Here is a 17508-nt window from a genome sequence, read left to right as displayed (position 1 = left end):
ATGAATAGAGGAGTACCACTTGTTCGCACAGGTTGTATTCATGATCTAGCTGAACTCTTTAGTGAAAAAGATATTAATGTCCATTCTTTGATTACTGGCGTAAAAGCACCGGTTGACATACAAACCTGTGCATTCCCGTTTATACCTGAGACTGTTTTACTCAACATAATCAGAATGTTTGGTGAAAGTGTTTCGCTGGATACATTTGTGACTCGTGTTTGGTTAATGTGTAAGAACACCTATATACCTGGCGTGATTGCTCATTTGGTTAAAGCAAGGGAGGGCACTGTAAAAGAAGCACTAGAAGAATTCTGTGAAATCATTCGATATTACTCAAGCGGAGTTAGAATATCTTTAAAGCTCCATAATGATTGTTACTGGTTAGTGCGTGAAAAAGAGGGCGCTACACAAGACTGGTTTAAGTACGCTGAGATATTCTCGATCATTTTTCTGGATGAGTTGGTAACAGCTTTGACAAAACAAAACAGCAAAGAAAAGTATGTGACAATTGTTAGCCCACATACGGAGTGCTTTTTTGAATGTTCAAAGTTAGCACATGTTCAGTTTTTCACACTCCGTTCAGTCACAGGTATTCGCCTAAATAACGAACTTTTGAATCAGAAAGTTAACTCACTAAAAAAGTCAGAACGAAGAGTACTCACAGATCGAGAAGGTATCCCTAGTGATTTCTTGTGCTCATTCAAATATGCCATGCAACCATACTTGTCGATGGGAAAGTTACCTATATCAACGGCTGCGAACATATTGGGAATGAGTCCTAGGACTATCCAGAGGCGCTTACTCGGCGCAAGTTTAACTTATCGCGAAGTGTTAGATGATCTTATTTTAAATGAGGCTCAGGTTCGACTGAAGCACTCGGATGACTCAATAACGTCAATAGCTACCAATATCGGCTATGGTGAGTCTGCTAACTTCACTCGTTTCTTTAAACGCAAAACCGGTTTTACTCCCTCACAGTTCCGCAGTAGACATCAGTGCTTATAGGTTGGTGTTTATGGGGAAGCATTATATTTGATTCAATACTCGATATCTTGTTTTTAGAAGTGACACTTTGCTTTCTTTTTCTTGCCATAAGAACTTTAGCAAATCGTATTCGCGTGGCGTGATATGACAATTCCTCAAAGCCCAGATCCAATAACATTATTGGGTAGACAACAAATAGAGGAATCATCATGTCACACCGTTTTAATGAATATCGCTTACCACTTGAAAGCTCTCTGAAACATGCAGTTTCTTACCTAGAATCTTTAGCAGATAGACAGGTAGATAAAGGTACAACCTCACAAGCTTTACGTGAATCTATCGGCGGAGATTTACCATTGCGACCAACAGACCCATCACAAGTGATTGATGAAATGGTAAAGAATGTCGATGCTGGTTTAATGGCATCGGGTGGTGCACGTTTTTTTGGGTACGCGATTGGCAGTTCGTTTCCTGCTTCACTAGCAGCAGATTGGCTAGTGAGTGCTTGGGACCAAAATGTGCCTTATTACGTTTCTAGCCCTGCTATGTCTGTTGTTGAAGAAACAGCGGCAGAGTGGATGGTTGAGCTATTAGGTTTAAATCAAGGTACGGCGGTAGGTTTCACTTCTGGTGCGCAAGAAGCTATATACACCGGTTTGATAACCGCCCGCAATACACTGCTTGAACGTGCTGGTTGGGATGTAGTCACCAAAGGCTTGTTTGGAGCTCCTCGTATTAACGTTGTTGTCAGTGACCAAATCCACTCAACGATAAAGCGCGCACTGTCAATGATTGGTATCGGTCTAGAAACAATCGTCAAAGTGCCAACAGACGATAACTTACGCATAATTCCAGACAACCTCAAAGCGACTATTTCTGCGCTAGAAGGTCCAACTCTCGTTTGCGCACAGGCTGGCTGTATTGATTCAGGTGCATTCGACCCATTTAATGAACTGGCTGATGCCGTAGAAATGCATGGTAATGCATGGCTACACGTAGATGGTGCAATTGGTTTATGGGCAGCAGCTAGTGATAAACAAAAATACCTGTTGAAAGGGATTGAGAGAGCAGATTCTATTGATACGGATGGCCATAAATGGTTCAACATGCCGTATGACAGTGGAATGATCATCGTAAAAGACGCCGCAGCGCTATCTAAGGCTATGGGTGGAAGTAATATGGGTGATTACCTTAACGATGCAATGGAAAAACCAGATCGAAACGCAATTAACTTTGGTATTTCTGCATCAAGAAGAGCACGTGGCGTTCCTGTGTATGCAGCGTTTAAATCATTAGGTAAAGAAGGGATTGTTGAGCACATTGATCGTTGTACTGAACTAGCACAGCGTATGGCGAAAAAACTTTCTGCAGTAGAAGGCATCACGATTCTGAACGATGTTGTATCCAATCGTTTCTCAGCTCAATTTGGTCAAGGTGATGATATCTACCGCAATGAACTCACGGATCGAGTTGTTCACCGTTTGCAGGAAGAAGGAACGCTATATCCATCAACTTCGGGCTACAAAGGCTTAAAGACGATGCTGTTCTCGGTTTTGAGTTGCCATACTTCGATGGAAGATATTGACCTTTCTGCTGAAAAGATCATTGAAGCATACCAGACGGAGAAAGAATTGATGGATAATGCAGCATCTTAATTCATCTTTCAGAGAGTAAGTCCCAATTGAATATTGGGGCTTTTTATTAATTTTCATCTAATACATGAGTTATGGAATCCTCTACTTATAGGGTTTTGAAAAATAATTATGGAGTTAATTATGAAATTTAAAGCTACGGTTTACCTATTGTTTTCATTAATATTAGTGGGTTGTTCTGGTTCATTTATCGTTGATGAGCACGTTATCTCTACAGATGGTGAACATCGATTATTTGAAATTGATAGAGGTTTCGAGTTCGTTGGCTATTTTGATTATACTAAGGTTAATAGTAATAATAACAGCGTGTTAAGTACAAATCATACAAAGGTTAAAGTGTTTTTAAGTAACAGTGGTGAGACTATACTTGCACAGATTTCGAATTGTAGTAACTGTGATTTTGATTTAAACCGTAAAGGCAATAAAATATTAAGCTACGCGAATACAAATCGAAATACGTTGATGGTTAACAGAAAAAACATTAGTGATTTATACAAGCTACATCCTAGTTATATTTCCAAATTAAATAAGTTGCTACCGTTGGGAGATCAAGTCAATAACATTAATAACTATTGTTTTGACTATTATGAGCTTCCTCAAAGAAGAAGCAATATTAAAGTCGGAAAGCTTGAGTCTTGTGATATTCCTGTCTCGACAATATCAATAAAACACATCAAAGTAATATGATGTGTTTCATTTAAGCAATGCTAAACGCATCAGCTATTCACTATCTTGAGATGAATAAAATGCGGTTATGTCTTTCAAATCTTGATCATTGAGCTTACTCAGTTGTGCTTGCATCATATCTGCGTAGTCGCCTTGTCTGTCTCCGTTTTGATACGCTTTCATTGCATTAAAGAGATAGAGGGGATCTTGACCTGAAAGGTTTGGGTAGGTGCTATTAGTTGATGGGCTGGTGGGGTTATGGCAAAACACACAGCTTGGAGATTTCATTTTACCTAGAGCAGAGTTTCCAAAATCAGCAGCATAAAGGCTAGGCGAAAGGGTAAGCAAGATCAAAGCGAAGGGATGGTAAGTCACGGTTTTACTCCATTAAAAGCATGACAATAAAGCTTCCCCTTAGGGGAAGCTCAAGGATTATTTGTTCTAGATGAACACTTAATATGGTTTATGGTGCTATTGGTGATTTCTTAGGCAAGTCGTGAGTCAATCGGATCACCTAAACTTTTTGAAAACAGTTTTTCGCCGACTAGAAGAGTGCAGGGAGATTTAGGTTTTCTGAGATCGGCTGTTGTTGAATTTTAGTATAGAAAATTACTAAGGGGAGCGGGGATCAAGCTTTGAATTGAATATTCATATTTTGAATTTCATGTCTGGTTGTATAATGTTCTCTAAACTATTGATAAAATTTGCTTTTCTTATTGCTTCTTTTCGGTTATTGACGTTTATTTTTTTATATATGTTGTATACGTGTGTTTTTACCGTACTTTCTGAAATAAATAGTTCGTTTGATATTTCTAAATTTGAATCTCCTCTTATCACTCGCTTGAATATTTGAACTTCTCTTTTCGTAAGGCTAGATAGTATTACCTTCGACTTGAAAGTGTAATCGTGTCTATTAGTTAAAATATGTGACATTAACTTTCTCGGCAACCACAAATCGTCGTCACACACTGTTTTTAAACAACGGGTAAGGTGATCAATAGGAGCGTCCTGATAGATGATTCCTTTTATATTAAACAAGTTGAATAGTTGCATTACAGTAATACTCTGTCCGGTAATGTCTGCAGGAACATCATAGACTACCCATTTATTGGATTCTATTCTTGATAAGATGATGCTGATATCTTCGATCTTTGCCAAGAGTAAGTAGCTAATAAGGACGACATCGAAAGTTTTATGGTTACTCGAGCGCCCAATGCTTGTCATACATGCTCTGCTAAAAGAAAAGTCACTGTATTTTTCTATTTCACGCTGAATAAACTGGTTGTTAATACCATTGTCACCAATTAGGAGCATGTGCTTTAAATTATCTTTACGCATAACTTATTCCGAGCCTGGCAAATCATGTTTTGATTCTATGACGTTGTGTTTTATAAAATTGAGCTCTACGGCTTAATTTTTACATAATTGCATAATTACGGTTGCTGTGAAAGTCGAGGTGCAATAGAAATTTGTAATGTATCGTTATATTGTCCTCCTGGTTTGTTCTCTGTTTCACCTATAACAAAGCTTAAAGGAATCGGTTGACCAATCGTAGCCGAAAGACGTTGAATTCTTACATCCAGTTGCTCAAGGTTTACTCTGTCGTTATCGAGGGATAATTGATATGGAATGTCCCATTTGGTCTCATTAGATTCATGACGTAGCATTCCTTGGTGGGATGATTCCAATACGATGGTATAAGCTGTATTGCTTTGAACCCATAGGTTAGGCGCAGAACGAATAACTTTGTTTGAATATAATGTTCCAAGATCAAGGTCATAATGTTGTTGGGTTAATCCATAAAAATGAATTTTTGCAGCAGGCGGAACGTTAACAGAGACCGGGATGGAGCTAGGGCTAATTTCTATTTGTTTACTATTTGATATATAAGAAGGTGAGACTTCCAATAACCCCCGATAGGTTCCTGATGCTAACCATTGCTTGCTCGGGAATCGCATTTGTATCGTTGCCGAAGGATGGCTATCGGTTAATGATAAGTGCCATTGATTAGCCACCGGTATGCCAATCTGCCCTGACCACTCAAAGTTGAGTTTGTCTTGGCTAGACCCTTTTAACGAGCGACTGGTATCGTTAAGCTGCAAAATTAAGGTTAACTCGCAGGGCTCGCCAATTATGTTCGCATCTATTCGGTAAGTGTTTATTGTTGCGAATGTGCCTGCGCTGAAAACATCATATTGTGATTTAGATGAGACGGGTTGAATAATTAACGCACTGGCTTCACACGCCAATGCCGAAGGTACATGGTTTATGGCGATGAGGAACAAGGATCCCCAAAGAACTTGTTTATTCCACATAAACATCTCCTAGTCTTATCAAGTTGTCACTGCGTTCACTGAGGGTAATGATGACTGACTCTTGTTCTTTAGTGTCGAGTACCAATTGATATTTACCTGGCTTTAATCCAGAGATAGCAAATATGCCGTTACGGTTGGTAAAGAAGTCAATTGGCAACTGCTTTGCTTCACCAAGGTAATGTGCTACACCAGCGACAAGTGAAATAGGGTTGTTACTTTGACGATCGAATAGCTTGCCAATAACGGTTAATACTGCATCAGATCCAATTTGGAGTTGGAAGCCTCGTTTATAACCCGGCTTAATCCAAAAAGCGCCGTCACCTAAGTCATACCCTGGCGGCAAGTTATCGACCTCGTAACTGACTACTTGGCCATTATAAGCAACAAGGTCTGGGACCATAGCACTTGCATCACCTTTAAGATAAACGCGTGCGTGCTCACCGTCTTTTGTAGGATCGATAGCCACGTCATTCTCTTTCAGACTCTTATGTTTGGTGACAATCGCAAACGCTTCGCGTACTGGTCTGCCGACTGCCACAGATGAACCTGCAAAAGCAAGTGCACTACTAATAGTTACGTCGGTACTGTGGTTTCGTGTTTCACCACTAATTTCTTCAAGCCGCGAAGCGTGAGTCGCATTCAATTCATAACGGTTTGCCGTATAGTTAATCCCAGCATCCATATCGGCATCCGTCTCTTCGTTAGTAATAACACTCGCAAACGCCGACACCCCTCCTGTGTTACCAATATTATTCTGATAGCTGTAATCTAAGGCGGCCTCATTGAGTTCTGTGGTGTAACGACCGACAACACGAGTTTGTCGACTAAGAGGCCAACTTATGGTGACAGTCGTGCTGATGTCATCGTCTTCGCTCGCGTTATGCCGATAGTTAACGCGTGCACTCCAAGTAGCGGGAGTATCAAACAGCCCGTCCGATAAACTCGGGCTAATAAGCCAATAATCGTTCTCTTTGTCTATTCCTGATCTGTAATTGAGGGTCATGGCAGCACGTAAAGACTGACCAAGGTAAATGGAGCTGAATGCAGACACATAATGAGTGGTTAAGTTGATATCGATATCAGAAGCATCAAACCCTGAGACCCCAGTAAAATTGTTGGCCAGATATTCATAACTAAAACTCAGTTGTGGAGACAGCGTGTTCGTATTGGAAAACTCCGCATCGAACGCAAATTTGTAAGCGTCGCCAGTTCCAAATGTAGGGTGTTCGCTACGAGAGGCCGTGAGTTCAGTCACGCCCCATGTAGAAGCGAGTAACGCGGTGGCACCATATTGATAAAGATCTTCACGGGTTTGAAAGTTCGTACCCAACGTTAACCAAGGGCTAATACCCACATCAATATAACCATGGAAAATACGCTCGTCGGTTAGGTACTCTAGTTGTCCATTTTGTAATTCAGAAGGCGCTCCATACATGACGCTATATTCAAACTCACCGCTATTGAGCAAGTCGTTACCGGTAGCAATAGAAAACTCGATGCGTTCTTCATTCCCGGAGCGGTCGGTGATGACGAGTACAATATCATTGCTGCCTTGCGCCAGGGGGATATCACTAAGGTTATAGCTACCAGCGCCTAGGGTTAATCGTTGGACTGCAATCCCATCTATATAGACATCGACATTTGAAGCCCTTTGAAGGGTGAATGATTGATTGGCTCGTGGTCGCGCATTTCTGGTTGGAATGAGTGTGAAATCTCGCGTTAACCCAATACCAAGTATGTCGGCACTGTCCTGAAAAGATTGACCACTGTTGTACATATCGCCAAGGACAAGTCGTGTGCCTTGTTCTGCAAAGTCAATATTAAGACGAGATCCTTCTCTTACGTATCGCGAATCTTGTGATGAGCTGTTTTCTAAATAGGATTCGTACTCAAAGTTTAGAAAACCAATGTTAAGTGCTGAGTCGAATTGACCGCGATAGAGATCTTGCCTTGACGAATTTTGATCTACATATTGGGTCTCATTGGCCGAAAGGGCAAAGTTAACGTATCCACTTAATAAACTTGGTTCGGCATAGTTATAAAAATCATCTGCGCTGTTCATAGACAGTTGTTGGGTTAAGCTAAATTCAGGCGGTACCGTCACGATGCATTCTAATGACGAGAAATCGAAACTCAGATTTAATCCTACGCTCTCAAAATGATGCTGAGACAGCATTTCATCGTCTGTCGTGTCATTGAGTCTCCCAATACCTTCATGAGTTACGACGGAAGAAAGGAGAGAAAGCGTACTTTCCTTCGGTAACAAGATCTCGTTGTTTGCGGTAATGATAATGTCCGCTTCCCCCAGTATGGTGTCACTTATCCTTAGCAAAGAGGTAAGTTGAATATCTCGCCCTGTTGGATTCAAGACCATTTCCTGACCCCAAGCTGTAGGGCTTAAGGCGGCACAATAAAAAAGTACTAATCCTAAGACATACAAAACTTGCCACATCTTGTGATGGTTTTCAGTTTTCATGCCCATGGTAAGTGCCCATTGGTAAGTAATTTGAAGTAGAAGGGAAAGTAATAGTGGAGCGTGGTGGAATAAACTGCTCACCTAAAGCCGCATGTACTTTTTGGCTCTGAGATTCAAGCCCCGCAAAATGAAGTAGCGATGTATAGGTAAATCGTGACCCTGAATTAGTAAGTGTTAGCTTGCCTTGTTTATCTACGTGCAACTTCACGTCAGGTTCTAACGAGGATGAGTGAATGTGCAACAACGCATTGTAGTGAACTTGTAAGTTGATACCGGTTGTCAAATCGATGGGTTTATCTATTCTCGCGTTGTTCTGTCCAATATTCACGGTACTGAAACGGATGAAATAACTCTGAGAGGTTTCGAGTGATCTATTTCCCAACCATTGTATACGGAATACTTGACGTTCTCCGGGGGCTAACATCGCGGCAGGTGGAAACACAAACACCTCTTCACTCGCTAGCTCCGATGTCTCGAATGTACCATCAGATAAGAATTTTAATCGACGAACGTTAGCTTCAAGTGGGAGAGCTTGTGTTGAGTTGTTAGTCACAACCAGTTGAGATGCTGCCCGGTGATCTGTGTTGAGCTCGATGACGGTTGGAAACAGTGTTATGCCCAACGTTTGTGCACACAGAAAGCAATAGATGAGCGTTCCCCAAATATAACGTCTCATTGCTATTGTTCCTGCTCTATTTCAATCGTTAGGTTATTCACGTTGTAATTTTTAAGAGGCTGCATTTCAAAATAACGAGTGGAGTAGGGAAGGACTAAAGTTCCCGGAATACGCTTAGCGATTTCTACACCTTTTAAATAGATTGAGTTTTTACCATCAGATATTTTCCATGTTGTATTGGTTAATCGACCATAACTATTGCCACTGTTAATTACTTCAAGAACCCATTTGTTCCTTTTGTCATTTTGTTCGATACTTTTTACTTCAAGCTGAGAAACCGTGTTCTGAGGTCGGACGTTGATAAGCGTATTAAACTGAAGTAAAAGACTTACTTGCCCTTGGTTGCTGCTTGCTCTTTGAACTTTCACTTGCTTCACAGCAATTCGATACGCTTTAGATTCTGTGATGGAAGGATCGCCTAAATAGCGCACCATAATGGATTGTGATCGTCCAGGTTCAATAATCGCGGTCACAGGAATAACTAATAGCTCGTCATCAGCAGGAGTGGTGGTCTCTTTGCCATATTTGTCCATTGTCATATATACCGGAGACAACTCAACCGTGAGTGGTTCTTGAGAAGAGTTCTCAACCCTCATGGTCATTTGAGCTCTTTTTCCAAGCGGCGTCATTTCCATAGACATCGGTTCTACTTTGAACGCATGAGCGGACAAACAAGTGAATGACAATAGGAAAAGAACGATCCATTTATGCACGATCCATTGATACATAGCGAAGAGCTCCAAATTAAACTTACGTCGTTGAGATTGAGGCTGAGATTAAGTCGGAGGCCAATTAATAGCCCCCGACTTATTAGCCTCTAATTTGAGGTGATATTTACGGTTAATGTATCTGAGTAGCCACCTGCCCATGGGGAGGTTTCTGTCGTCACAATATCAATAGATGCGGCAACACCTGTCGCTAATGCGCCAGAACCGCCATAAGAATTACTGACTGAAACGTCATTTAGACCTGGGCCTCCTGGTGCATTAAGCGTGAAAGGAGCTAAGCCTGAAGGATTAAATGTTGCATCGTATGTAAGAGCGTAGTCTTCACTATCATCTGACTCTAGACCACCTTCAGCACTTGTCAGTGTCACCGTTGCACCATCGACGTCATTACACTTCATGTTAAGACCACTAACAGAAAGGTTTTGAATTTGAGATACGTTACCAAAGTCCATCAGTTGCGTTGAAAGACCAGTAACCTCACATACAGGTGAAACAAATCCCACTAACTGGACATCACCAGGAGCGGCTTGGACTTGAGCACCAAAAATAGCTGTGACTGTTGCTGCGTAGAGTGTTAGCTTTTTCATTAGAAATTCCTTTATCTTAAATGATTGGCTCGAATACTGCTGAGCGTATGTTTTTCTGCAGATACATTGCAGAGTTTTCACTTCGTCACGCTATGAATCGAAGGGTAAACTTCGATCTCAATAACGTCTTGATAATAACCTGCGTAACGCAAGCTATTTTCGAGTGCTACCCTAAGATTCCCATGTTGAGAGAACGGAATAACACCAGAACTGTCTATCATTACTGGTGAAGTAAGTTGGCTGCTGTGCCTACTTTCATGAAGACGAATTTCATCTATTTGTAATGACAAATTGTAACTTTCAATAATATCAACCCCTTGATGTTGATATTTTAACCCTCCATATTTTGAGTTAATCGTTATACCCAAAGGACGGTTACAATAGATATTAAAAGGCAACGATTGTACATCACGGTGTTCCGTAAAATTCATGATATTGCCAGAAAAGAAGTTTATTTCGCATCGGTCTTTGATCTGGCCGCTAATTCCTAACGTTAATTTGTTAGCACTGGCATATAATGAAAGTGACAGACTGAAAATTAACGCTGAGATGATTAAGTTATGAAGAATTCGAAATGCTCTAACCATAATCTCACCTCTCAACGATTGAATGTAACTTGTTGCTTAACTTTGAAAACTATATGTGCTTTGAAAAATGATGAAGTAGTAAAAAAAGTTTATTATTTAAGGAAAGTATGAGTTTTGGTATGATTTTAGCCTGATAGGTAGCGGCTAAATTACGAGGTATTAATATTATATTCAATTAGATAGAGGGATTTCACCCCAAATTTGGTTTGACGAGGAAATTTTATTTAATTGATAATAATAGAAGTATGGTCTACGTCGAGTGTGTTGAGTTTTGCGATGGGCTACTGTCATCACAATTATGGCAGTGTTATTAACGGAAATACTAACTTGAAAATTTGATTTATAAGTTGATTGTAGCGGTTATAAATTGTAATGGCGGAGAGGGACTATCTACTATTTCTTTATTTAAATTAGTTGTTTAAATAAATGATATAGGACAGATTTATTCTATTTTTAATTACCTTGTGCGTGGTAATTAAAAACTTTAAATGTTATCACTAAGTTATTTACCTTTAGCGACCATTCAATGTTCTATGTCACCAATGCAAGTCAAACGTAAGCGATAATAGAATGCTGAAATGTGGTGGATGATTCTTAGAAGGTATTCACATAGGCCAAAACGAGATTGCGTTCTGTTCCAGTCAATCTAGTGTGTTTTTTAGAAAACCAGCAGGTGTTGAAGGCTATTTTGGCTGTGGGAATGTTTAACGAATTTGTTAGAAAAATTAAAGCTTCCTAAGGGAAGCTTTAGTCTTAATTGCGATAGAGGCTCTTCTCGTTAAGAGTTAAAGCGCATTTTCTAGCTTTGTTAGGAAAGTAGTGATGTCTTCTGAACTGATATCTCTATGAGTAGCAAAGCGAACAGGATTCCCTGGTGACATCGTAAAGGGGGTGTCCAAACTTCACCTGAAATAACAGTGGGTAGGCCAGATTAAAGATGGTACCGGAGTTTAATTGGTTTTGGTAACCGAACTAGAATACCAACGTACCGCCCGACAAGCCATCACGAGAGGTCCCCATGTATAAGCGTTGATCTCGACCTTTGCCAAAATCAAAGTTTACAATACCAAGGGGAAACAAAAGGGTATGACTATCACCACAGTGTGAATCAGAATGAGCACAGAGAGTACCAAATAGTATCTCGCCACTGAATTCGTCCCATTCAACAGAGTATGTACAGTGTTCCGTTTCTAAAGAAGCATAGTTATGATCGATGAAATCTACATATGATTTCATACACAACATTGATCAAATTTGAGTTTTAGGTTTATTACTTTGTTACGCGTCAGTTTCCCTATTCTAAATTTGTAGTCCTTTGCGGAGATGTTTGTAGGAATTTTCCTATATTTTCTTGTTAGTCCTTTAATAACAGTGGGTTACTGTTTTGTCTGATTTTCATTTAATTTGAAAAGTTAATAGATGGAGGTATTATGAACGACCTGCTTTTAGGAAGGTTACATGTTTAATTATATAAATACAGTTTTTATTGTGATTACTTTGATGTTTTCACTTATGTCAATGCCTGCCATAGCATTAGATAAGAAGAACGGTAAAATCGTGGTTGGCGTATTGTCAAACAGTGAAAACGATGATCTTAGTAAATTAGAAGCTATATATGGAGTTAGCTTAGACTACCTATTGAATATAAGTGGCTTCCTAAATCTTGATCTGGACATTAAAACTTATACAAATATTCCAGAATTACTTGATGATGTAGAGAATAACAGAATTGATGGAGCGTTGGGGTTTAGTAGAACAGATGAAAGAGAGAAAAAGTTCGTATTTACAGAATCGATTTTCTCAACGACTCTGGCCATTTGGTATAAAGATGCTTATCTGAGAAATAAACAACAAGAGAAGTTGACGTGGGCATGCATAGACCAGAGCGTATATTGCCAACTTATTGAGAAGCGTGGGTTCCACAAACTCTATAAAGCCAAGTCACGAGACGATGCTTTCGATGCTGTTTTATTGGGTAAAGCCGATGTCCTTTTATCAACTTATGTTTCAATCAATGAATACCTTGATCATAACGATGTGATGAGGGGGGTCGTAGATGTACCTGAGTGGTTGCATGAGGAGCAAGTGCGCATCATTTCCAGTAAAGATAATCAAGAGTTAATTGAACAAATTGATTCAATTTTATTGTGGGAAGTTGAAGGTCGTGGGGTGCGATCTGTCGAATCAAAGAATCCTTATCACATTAGCGATAAACTTATTTCGCAATACAAGTCAGGTCATATTGGTAAAGATGTGATCACCTACAGTTCTAATGGTGATGCGTACCCATTTATTTTTGAGAACGAAAATCAACAACTTGACGGCATGCTGGTTGAATATCTAGCCTTACTATCTGCAAGAACTGGGTTAGGTTTTGATTACATAGCTCCTGAGCTCAATTTGGATTCTGGATATACCACTTTTAACGCTGATGTTGTGCCTGTTTTGTATAGTGATAACTCTGAAGTGAATACGGCCAAATGGTTAATTACTAAACCGTTTATGCAGGCGAGCTTTACTAAAGTGACGGGTAATAAGTCGGCAAAGTCATCGAAAGCTAAGAAGCAAGGCATTCTTCTCAGCGTAAGTAAGCAGGGCCTTATCAATTTAGGGGAGCGTGATGATAACAACATCATTCGATATCGAGACATGAAACAAATTCTTGATGATTTGAAAAGTGACAAGATATCTGTGGCGTATATTCCGGATGATATTACCTATTCGATGATGTTGAACGATTCAACGGAAGGACTTACGTTCAATAAAAAAGAGGGAGTAACTTATTCCATTGCATTTGCTGTATCTAAGAAAAATTTTGAGTTGAAAAATGTCTTGAACAGCATCATCGATACGATAAGCGTTGAAGAAATTGAAAAGCTTAGCAGAAACTATCGTAAGTTTGATTTGACCTATGGCTACGACAGTAGTGATGTAAATAAATTAGCTGCTCTTGTACTTGTCATATTTCTAACGATTTCGTATTTGGGTTACTTAATCTTTACTAATCTACGTTACAAAGTGAAGCTTGCTGAATTGAATGCAGGCCAAGAAGAAAAAGAGAGGATTTGGCTCTCTGAAATCATCCAAGAGATCAATAATATTGTTTTTATTCATAATGAAAACAACGAGGTCTTATTGAGTAACTGCCCAAAGCTTCAAACTCAGGAATGCAGTGCTTGTTCGATGAAGTCTCAAACAACTGGTGATTCGTTGGTGGGTAATCAGATAGAGATTAAAACGATCCTTGGGGGGAGAAGCCTTAAAGATACTCACTTGGCGAAAGATTGTCGCTTAGATATTTCTCATGTTCACAGAGAGAGTAAAACGATCTCATCGTCGAACAGTGATAAGCGATTTATTCTAACATCTCTGCTTGATGTATCTGCGCAAAAGAAACGTGAAAACGCGTTAATAAAAGCTGAGCAAGAGGCCAAACTTGCCGTTGAAGCAAGAGAGAACCTGCTCACCACCATGAGCCATGAACTTCGCACGCCTTTATCTGCTGTGCATGGGTTGCTTGACATCATTAAGATCAATGCAGTTAACGATAAAGACAGCCGTTTAGTCGACCAAGCTATTCGTTCTCTTGACCACCTAAATAAGCTGGTGGATGGTGTACTAGATTTGTCGAAGATCGAATCTGGTGTGCTGTCTGTCAAAGCTGAAAAGGTCCAACTATTACCGCTTCTTTGCGATGTATTCAGAACCTTTGAACCGATATCTAAAAGCAAGAACCTTAATTACCGTGTTGAGATTCATCCCTTTGCTTATCAGTGGGTGATGGTTGATGGTATTCGTGTGTCTCAAATACTCACGAACTTGCTGTCGAATGCCGTGAAGTTTACGTCAGAAGGTGAGATCAGTGCTGTCGTTACGGCTGTCGATAATCAATTAGTTGTCGAGATAACCGATACCGGTATTGGCATGACTTCAACACAGCAACAGCAAGTCCTGAAACCCTTCGTACAAGCTGATGACAGCATAACAAGACACTACGGTGGAACAGGGTTGGGGCTCAGTATTGTTGATCAGCTCCTACAATGTATGGGCGGTGAACTAAAGATTGAGTCTGAGTTAAATCGAGGTACCACAATCAGTGTTTCTATCCCGTTTATATTATGTGACGGGGATGAGGGCTATTCAATCAAGAGTCTAACGTATTCGCGAGACCTGCCTAATAACTTAAAAGGTTGGTGCCATGAGTGGAAGCTTACAGAATCTGAGAATAAACCTGACTTGTACATTACACATAGTTCGCAACCCAATCTTGTCAGCATGACGGTTCGGCTAAACTTGAATGACCAAATCATGATTGAGCAAGAACAGTTGAAGTACCCAGACAGCTTGTTGAATTTGGTCGTGAGACCAGATGAACACACCGTTAGTTTACTAACTCCAGAGGCAGTGAGTGATTGGCAATATGGCGATGTTCTTATCGCGGAAGATAATCCAATTAACCAGAGCGTGATGACATTACAAATGAATGAACTCGGCATCAAACCTGTATTTGTGGATACCGGACTTCAAGCATGGGATTACATCAATCACAACTCGATTAAGGTACTACTTACTGATTTTCATATGCCTGAAATGGACGGCTATGAGTTAGCAAACAAGATCAAAAATAGTGAAGATTTTAAAGATATTGTCGTGATTGGTATCACTGCGGAAGATTCGCGAGTAGCGCGTGAGAAAACCAAACATATCGCTATTGATGAAATTCTTTATAAGCCATTCAGCGTGTCTAAGCTGTTAGCTATTTTGGAGAAACATGCGACGCCTTCTGTTCCAGTTCCCACATGGTTAACTCGATTCGACAAAAGTAATGCAATCGCGGTTGCTAGTGTGTTTATCGATACAATGACTGAAGACATCGCAAATATCGACATAAACTCGCCTACCATCAATCGAACGATTCATAGAATTAAAGGGGCGTTAAACGCTCTAGGCGCAACTGAAATTTCATCTTTGTGTAAAGACATTGCATGTTGTGAACGAGTAGCTAATAAAGACGAATTAAGGAAGCTGGTTGGGGCCATTGAATCAGAAATCGAATTTACCAGAAGGTGGTTGAAAGCCAATGAATACTAACCTTGAAATTATGATTGTTGATGATCATCCGATTCTTCTGGTCTTGTTGAAGCAGTTATTGGCCCAGTTTGGTTACAACGTTACGGTTTTCGACAATGTGTTGGAAGCTTGCGAGAAAGTAAAGGCTCAAAATTTCGACATCATATTTTGCGATATTCAAATGCCAGTCCATGACGGGGTAGACATGATGTTTATGCTGGACAAGGCAAATTATCAAGGCAATGTAGTATTGATAAGTTCAGTCGAACTCACAGTTCTTTCCGCTATTCGTGCGATGTGTGAAAACTTTTCATTTGATGTGTTGGGAATTATTGAAAAGCCCTACACCTTAAAATCGATTGAAGATGTATTGGCGATGAGGAGCAAACTTGGCACTCAAACGTTTCCAACGAGGAATAATATTGAGGTTTCCGATGAGGAATTCTTAATTGCGTTAGCAAAAGGCCAAATACAAAACTATTATCAACCTCAAGTTGATTTCGAAACGGCGACGGTGACGGCTTATGAAGCCTTGGCAAGGTGGGTTCACCCTGAATACGGCGTACTTTTTCCTGACACTTTCTTACCTATCGTTGAACGCTGTCAGTTGTCTGCAGAGCTATTTGATACTGTCTTAAATAATGCGCTAGACGACATGAAGGCTAATGGTTTGTGTAAGAAGATCGCGATCAATGTAAACCAATTTAATCTTGATGATAGCAACTTTGCGCAGACATTTATCGCAAGATGTTTAGAGAGGGGCGTAACCCCGTCCTCTTTTATTATCGAAATTACAGAGCACGATACCTACAAGAACAGTGTCTCTTTGTATAAAAATCTCACTAAATTGAGAGTCAATGATGTCGCTGTATCTATTGATGACTTCGGAACGGGAAACTCTTCATTAGTAAAGCTAGCTCAATTACCTTTCAACGAAATGAAGATTGACCGCTCGTTTATTTTTGACCTAACAAAGGATCAAAAGAAGAAAAACATCGTTTTATCAATATGTGGTTTGGCGAAAAATTTAGGTATCAAGTTAGTCGCTGAAGGGGTAGAGGATCAAGAAACTTGGTCATTACTGAAGGAGTATGGCGTTGATCTATGTCAGGGTTATTTCGTCTCTAAGCCGTTGCCTTTCAAACTTGTCTCAAACATAAATATAGATATCAGATGAACTGTTTAATTTTCGATGATCACCCTCTGGTTTGTGTTGCGATCAAATCACTTGTTGAATTTTCACCTCATATTGCTCAAGTCAATGTGGCTTCAGAGTTGAAAGCCGCAAATGAATTTGTTCGAAATTCTCAAATCGATTTATTGATCCTAGATGTCAATTTGGATGATTGCGATGGCTTCGATTTTTATCGTCGTATTAAATCGCATGGTTTTAGAGGGAGAGTAGTGTTCTATTCGGCCGAGACTAGTGCTTATTACAGTGAAATGGCCTTCAAGGTTGGAGCCCATGGGTATGTGTGCAAGTCGGAGCATTACAACGTACTTAAAGATGCGATTGAGGCAATTGTTAAAGGGTACTCATTCTTTAAAGAGGTTAACGACCCACGCAAGGTCGGACAAGATCTAAAGTTGTCTCCTCGTGAAACGACCGTTGCGAAATTGCTGTTAAAGGGGATGACAAATAAAGATATTGCTGAGCTACTTTCTATTAGTGAAAAAACAATTAGTACGTATAAATCTCGAATACTTACTAAGTACAGTGTCGACAATATCATTGAATTATATAGAGTTATTGATTTATGACTATCA

General features: G+C 39.9%; 15 protein-coding genes. 6 read left to right on the top strand and 9 right to left on the bottom strand.

The features are described from left to right. The 3 genes from QQ041_RS08260 (at window position 1) to QQ041_RS08250 (ending at window position 3323) form a co-directional block, all read left to right on the top strand. Window positions 1-1005 (top strand): AraC family transcriptional regulator, encoded by a 1005-nt coding sequence (locus QQ041_RS08260; RefSeq protein WP_285953568.1) that lies wholly within the window; start codon window positions 1-3, stop codon window positions 1003-1005. A 188-nt stretch (window positions 1006-1193) separates the two neighbouring features. After that, window positions 1194-2639, top strand: coding sequence for a pyridoxal-dependent decarboxylase (locus QQ041_RS08255; RefSeq protein WP_285953567.1), 1446 nt, complete (start codon window positions 1194-1196; stop codon window positions 2637-2639). A gap of 120 nt (window positions 2640-2759) precedes the next feature. Further along, on the top strand, window positions 2760-3323 hold the full coding sequence (locus tag QQ041_RS08250) for a hypothetical protein (RefSeq protein WP_285953566.1): 564 nt from the start codon (window positions 2760-2762) through the stop codon (window positions 3321-3323). A gap of 33 nt (window positions 3324-3356) precedes the next feature. Here the strand turns inward: QQ041_RS08250 and QQ041_RS08245 are convergent, their stop codons facing one another. The 9 genes from QQ041_RS08245 to QQ041_RS08205 form a co-directional block, all read right to left on the bottom strand. Continuing rightward, window positions 3357-3677 (bottom strand): cytochrome c, encoded by a 321-nt coding sequence (locus tag QQ041_RS08245; protein WP_146492502.1) that lies wholly within the window; start codon window positions 3675-3677, stop codon window positions 3357-3359. 273 nt (window positions 3678-3950) lie between these two features. Beyond that, a complete protein-coding gene (locus QQ041_RS08240; protein ID WP_285953565.1) occupies window positions 3951-4640 on the bottom strand; it encodes a helix-turn-helix transcriptional regulator in 690 nt (229 codons plus the stop codon). A gap of 95 nt (window positions 4641-4735) precedes the next feature. After that, window positions 4736-5617: a hypothetical protein gene (locus QQ041_RS08235; RefSeq protein WP_285953564.1), complete on the bottom strand. Its 882-nt coding sequence runs from the start codon at window positions 5615-5617 to the stop codon at window positions 4736-4738. Next, a complete protein-coding gene (locus QQ041_RS08230; RefSeq protein ID WP_285953729.1) occupies window positions 5607-7991 on the bottom strand; it encodes a fimbria/pilus outer membrane usher protein in 2385 nt (794 codons plus the stop codon). The genes QQ041_RS08235 and QQ041_RS08230 overlap by 11 nt, the downstream gene beginning before the upstream one ends. Window positions 7992-8082: 91 nt before the next feature. Continuing rightward, window positions 8083-8769: a molecular chaperone gene (locus QQ041_RS08225; RefSeq protein WP_285953563.1), complete on the bottom strand. Its 687-nt coding sequence runs from the start codon at window positions 8767-8769 to the stop codon at window positions 8083-8085. Between the two features lie 2 nt (window positions 8770-8771). Continuing rightward, on the bottom strand, window positions 8772-9497 hold the full coding sequence (locus QQ041_RS08220) for a molecular chaperone (RefSeq protein ID WP_285953562.1): 726 nt from the start codon (window positions 9495-9497) through the stop codon (window positions 8772-8774). A gap of 89 nt (window positions 9498-9586) precedes the next feature. Further along, entirely contained in the window at window positions 9587-10084 is a 498-nt protein-coding gene (locus QQ041_RS08215; protein ID WP_017080976.1) for a hypothetical protein, read from the bottom strand. A gap of 77 nt (window positions 10085-10161) precedes the next feature. After that, entirely contained in the window at window positions 10162-10686 is a 525-nt protein-coding gene (locus tag QQ041_RS08210; protein WP_285953561.1) for a hypothetical protein, read from the bottom strand. Between the two features lie 957 nt (window positions 10687-11643). Next, window positions 11644-11907 carry a hypothetical protein gene (locus tag QQ041_RS08205; RefSeq protein WP_285953560.1) on the bottom strand — a complete coding sequence of 88 codons (264 nt, stop codon included), beginning with the start codon at window positions 11905-11907 and terminating at the stop codon, window positions 11644-11646. A 222-nt stretch (window positions 11908-12129) separates the two neighbouring features. On the opposite strand from QQ041_RS08205, the gene QQ041_RS08200 reads away from it, so the two are divergent. From QQ041_RS08200 to QQ041_RS08190, 3 genes are read left to right on the top strand one after another with little or no spacing between them, the layout of a single operon-like run. After that, the gene (locus QQ041_RS08200; RefSeq protein WP_285953559.1) at window positions 12130-15762 is read left to right on the top strand and encodes a transporter substrate-binding domain-containing protein; all 3633 of its coding nucleotides are present in this window, start codon (window positions 12130-12132) and stop codon (window positions 15760-15762) included. Then, window positions 15752-16918: an EAL domain-containing protein gene (locus QQ041_RS08195; protein ID WP_285953558.1), complete on the top strand. Its 1167-nt coding sequence runs from the start codon at window positions 15752-15754 to the stop codon at window positions 16916-16918. The genes QQ041_RS08200 and QQ041_RS08195 overlap by 11 nt, the downstream gene beginning before the upstream one ends. Continuing rightward, window positions 16915-17502, top strand: a complete 588-nt coding sequence (locus QQ041_RS08190; protein ID WP_285953557.1) for a response regulator transcription factor — start codon at window positions 16915-16917, stop codon at window positions 17500-17502. Before QQ041_RS08195 ends, QQ041_RS08190 begins: the two co-directional genes overlap by 4 nt. Window positions 17503-17508: the final 6 nt, after the last annotated feature.

Origin of the sequence: Vibrio sp. TMPB1044 (genome assembly GCF_030442075.1) — a bacterium.
GTDB classification, from domain to species: Bacteria; Pseudomonadota; Gammaproteobacteria; order Enterobacterales; family Vibrionaceae; genus Vibrio; species Vibrio satsumensis.
The sequence above is the reverse complement of the archived record's forward strand: the minus strand, read 5'-3'. Positions and strand labels throughout refer to the sequence as shown.

Excerpts from the sequence above, each read along its gene's own strand:
- QQ041_RS08220 (WP_285953562.1), bottom strand. The coding sequence starts at position 9,497 with ATGTATCAATGGATCGTGCATAAATGGATCGTTCTTTTCCTATTGTCA.
- QQ041_RS08255 (WP_285953567.1), top strand. The coding sequence starts at position 1,194 with ATGTCACACCGTTTTAATGAATATCGCTTACCACTTGAAAGCTCTCTG.
- QQ041_RS08250 (WP_285953566.1), top strand. The coding sequence starts at position 2,760 with ATGAAATTTAAAGCTACGGTTTACCTATTGTTTTCATTAATATTAGTG.
- QQ041_RS08190 (WP_285953557.1), top strand. The coding sequence starts at position 16,915 with ATGAACTGTTTAATTTTCGATGATCACCCTCTGGTTTGTGTTGCGATC.
- QQ041_RS08260 (WP_285953568.1), top strand. The coding sequence starts at position 1 with ATGAATAGAGGAGTACCACTTGTTCGCACAGGTTGTATTCATGATCTA.
- QQ041_RS08195 (WP_285953558.1), top strand. The coding sequence starts at position 15,752 with ATGAATACTAACCTTGAAATTATGATTGTTGATGATCATCCGATTCTT.
- QQ041_RS08230 (WP_285953729.1), bottom strand. The coding sequence starts at position 7,991 with ATGGTCTTGAATCCAACAGGGCGAGATATTCAACTTACCTCTTTGCTA.
- QQ041_RS08200 (WP_285953559.1), top strand. The coding sequence starts at position 12,130 with ATGTTTAATTATATAAATACAGTTTTTATTGTGATTACTTTGATGTTT.
- QQ041_RS08225 (WP_285953563.1), bottom strand. The coding sequence starts at position 8,769 with ATGAGACGTTATATTTGGGGAACGCTCATCTATTGCTTTCTGTGTGCA.
- QQ041_RS08240 (WP_285953565.1), bottom strand. The coding sequence starts at position 4,640 with ATGCGTAAAGATAATTTAAAGCACATGCTCCTAATTGGTGACAATGGT.
- QQ041_RS08215 (WP_017080976.1), bottom strand. The coding sequence starts at position 10,084 with ATGAAAAAGCTAACACTCTACGCAGCAACAGTCACAGCTATTTTTGGT.
- QQ041_RS08205 (WP_285953560.1), bottom strand. The coding sequence starts at position 11,907 with ATGAAATCATATGTAGATTTCATCGATCATAACTATGCTTCTTTAGAA.
- QQ041_RS08235 (WP_285953564.1), bottom strand. The coding sequence starts at position 5,617 with ATGTGGAATAAACAAGTTCTTTGGGGATCCTTGTTCCTCATCGCCATA.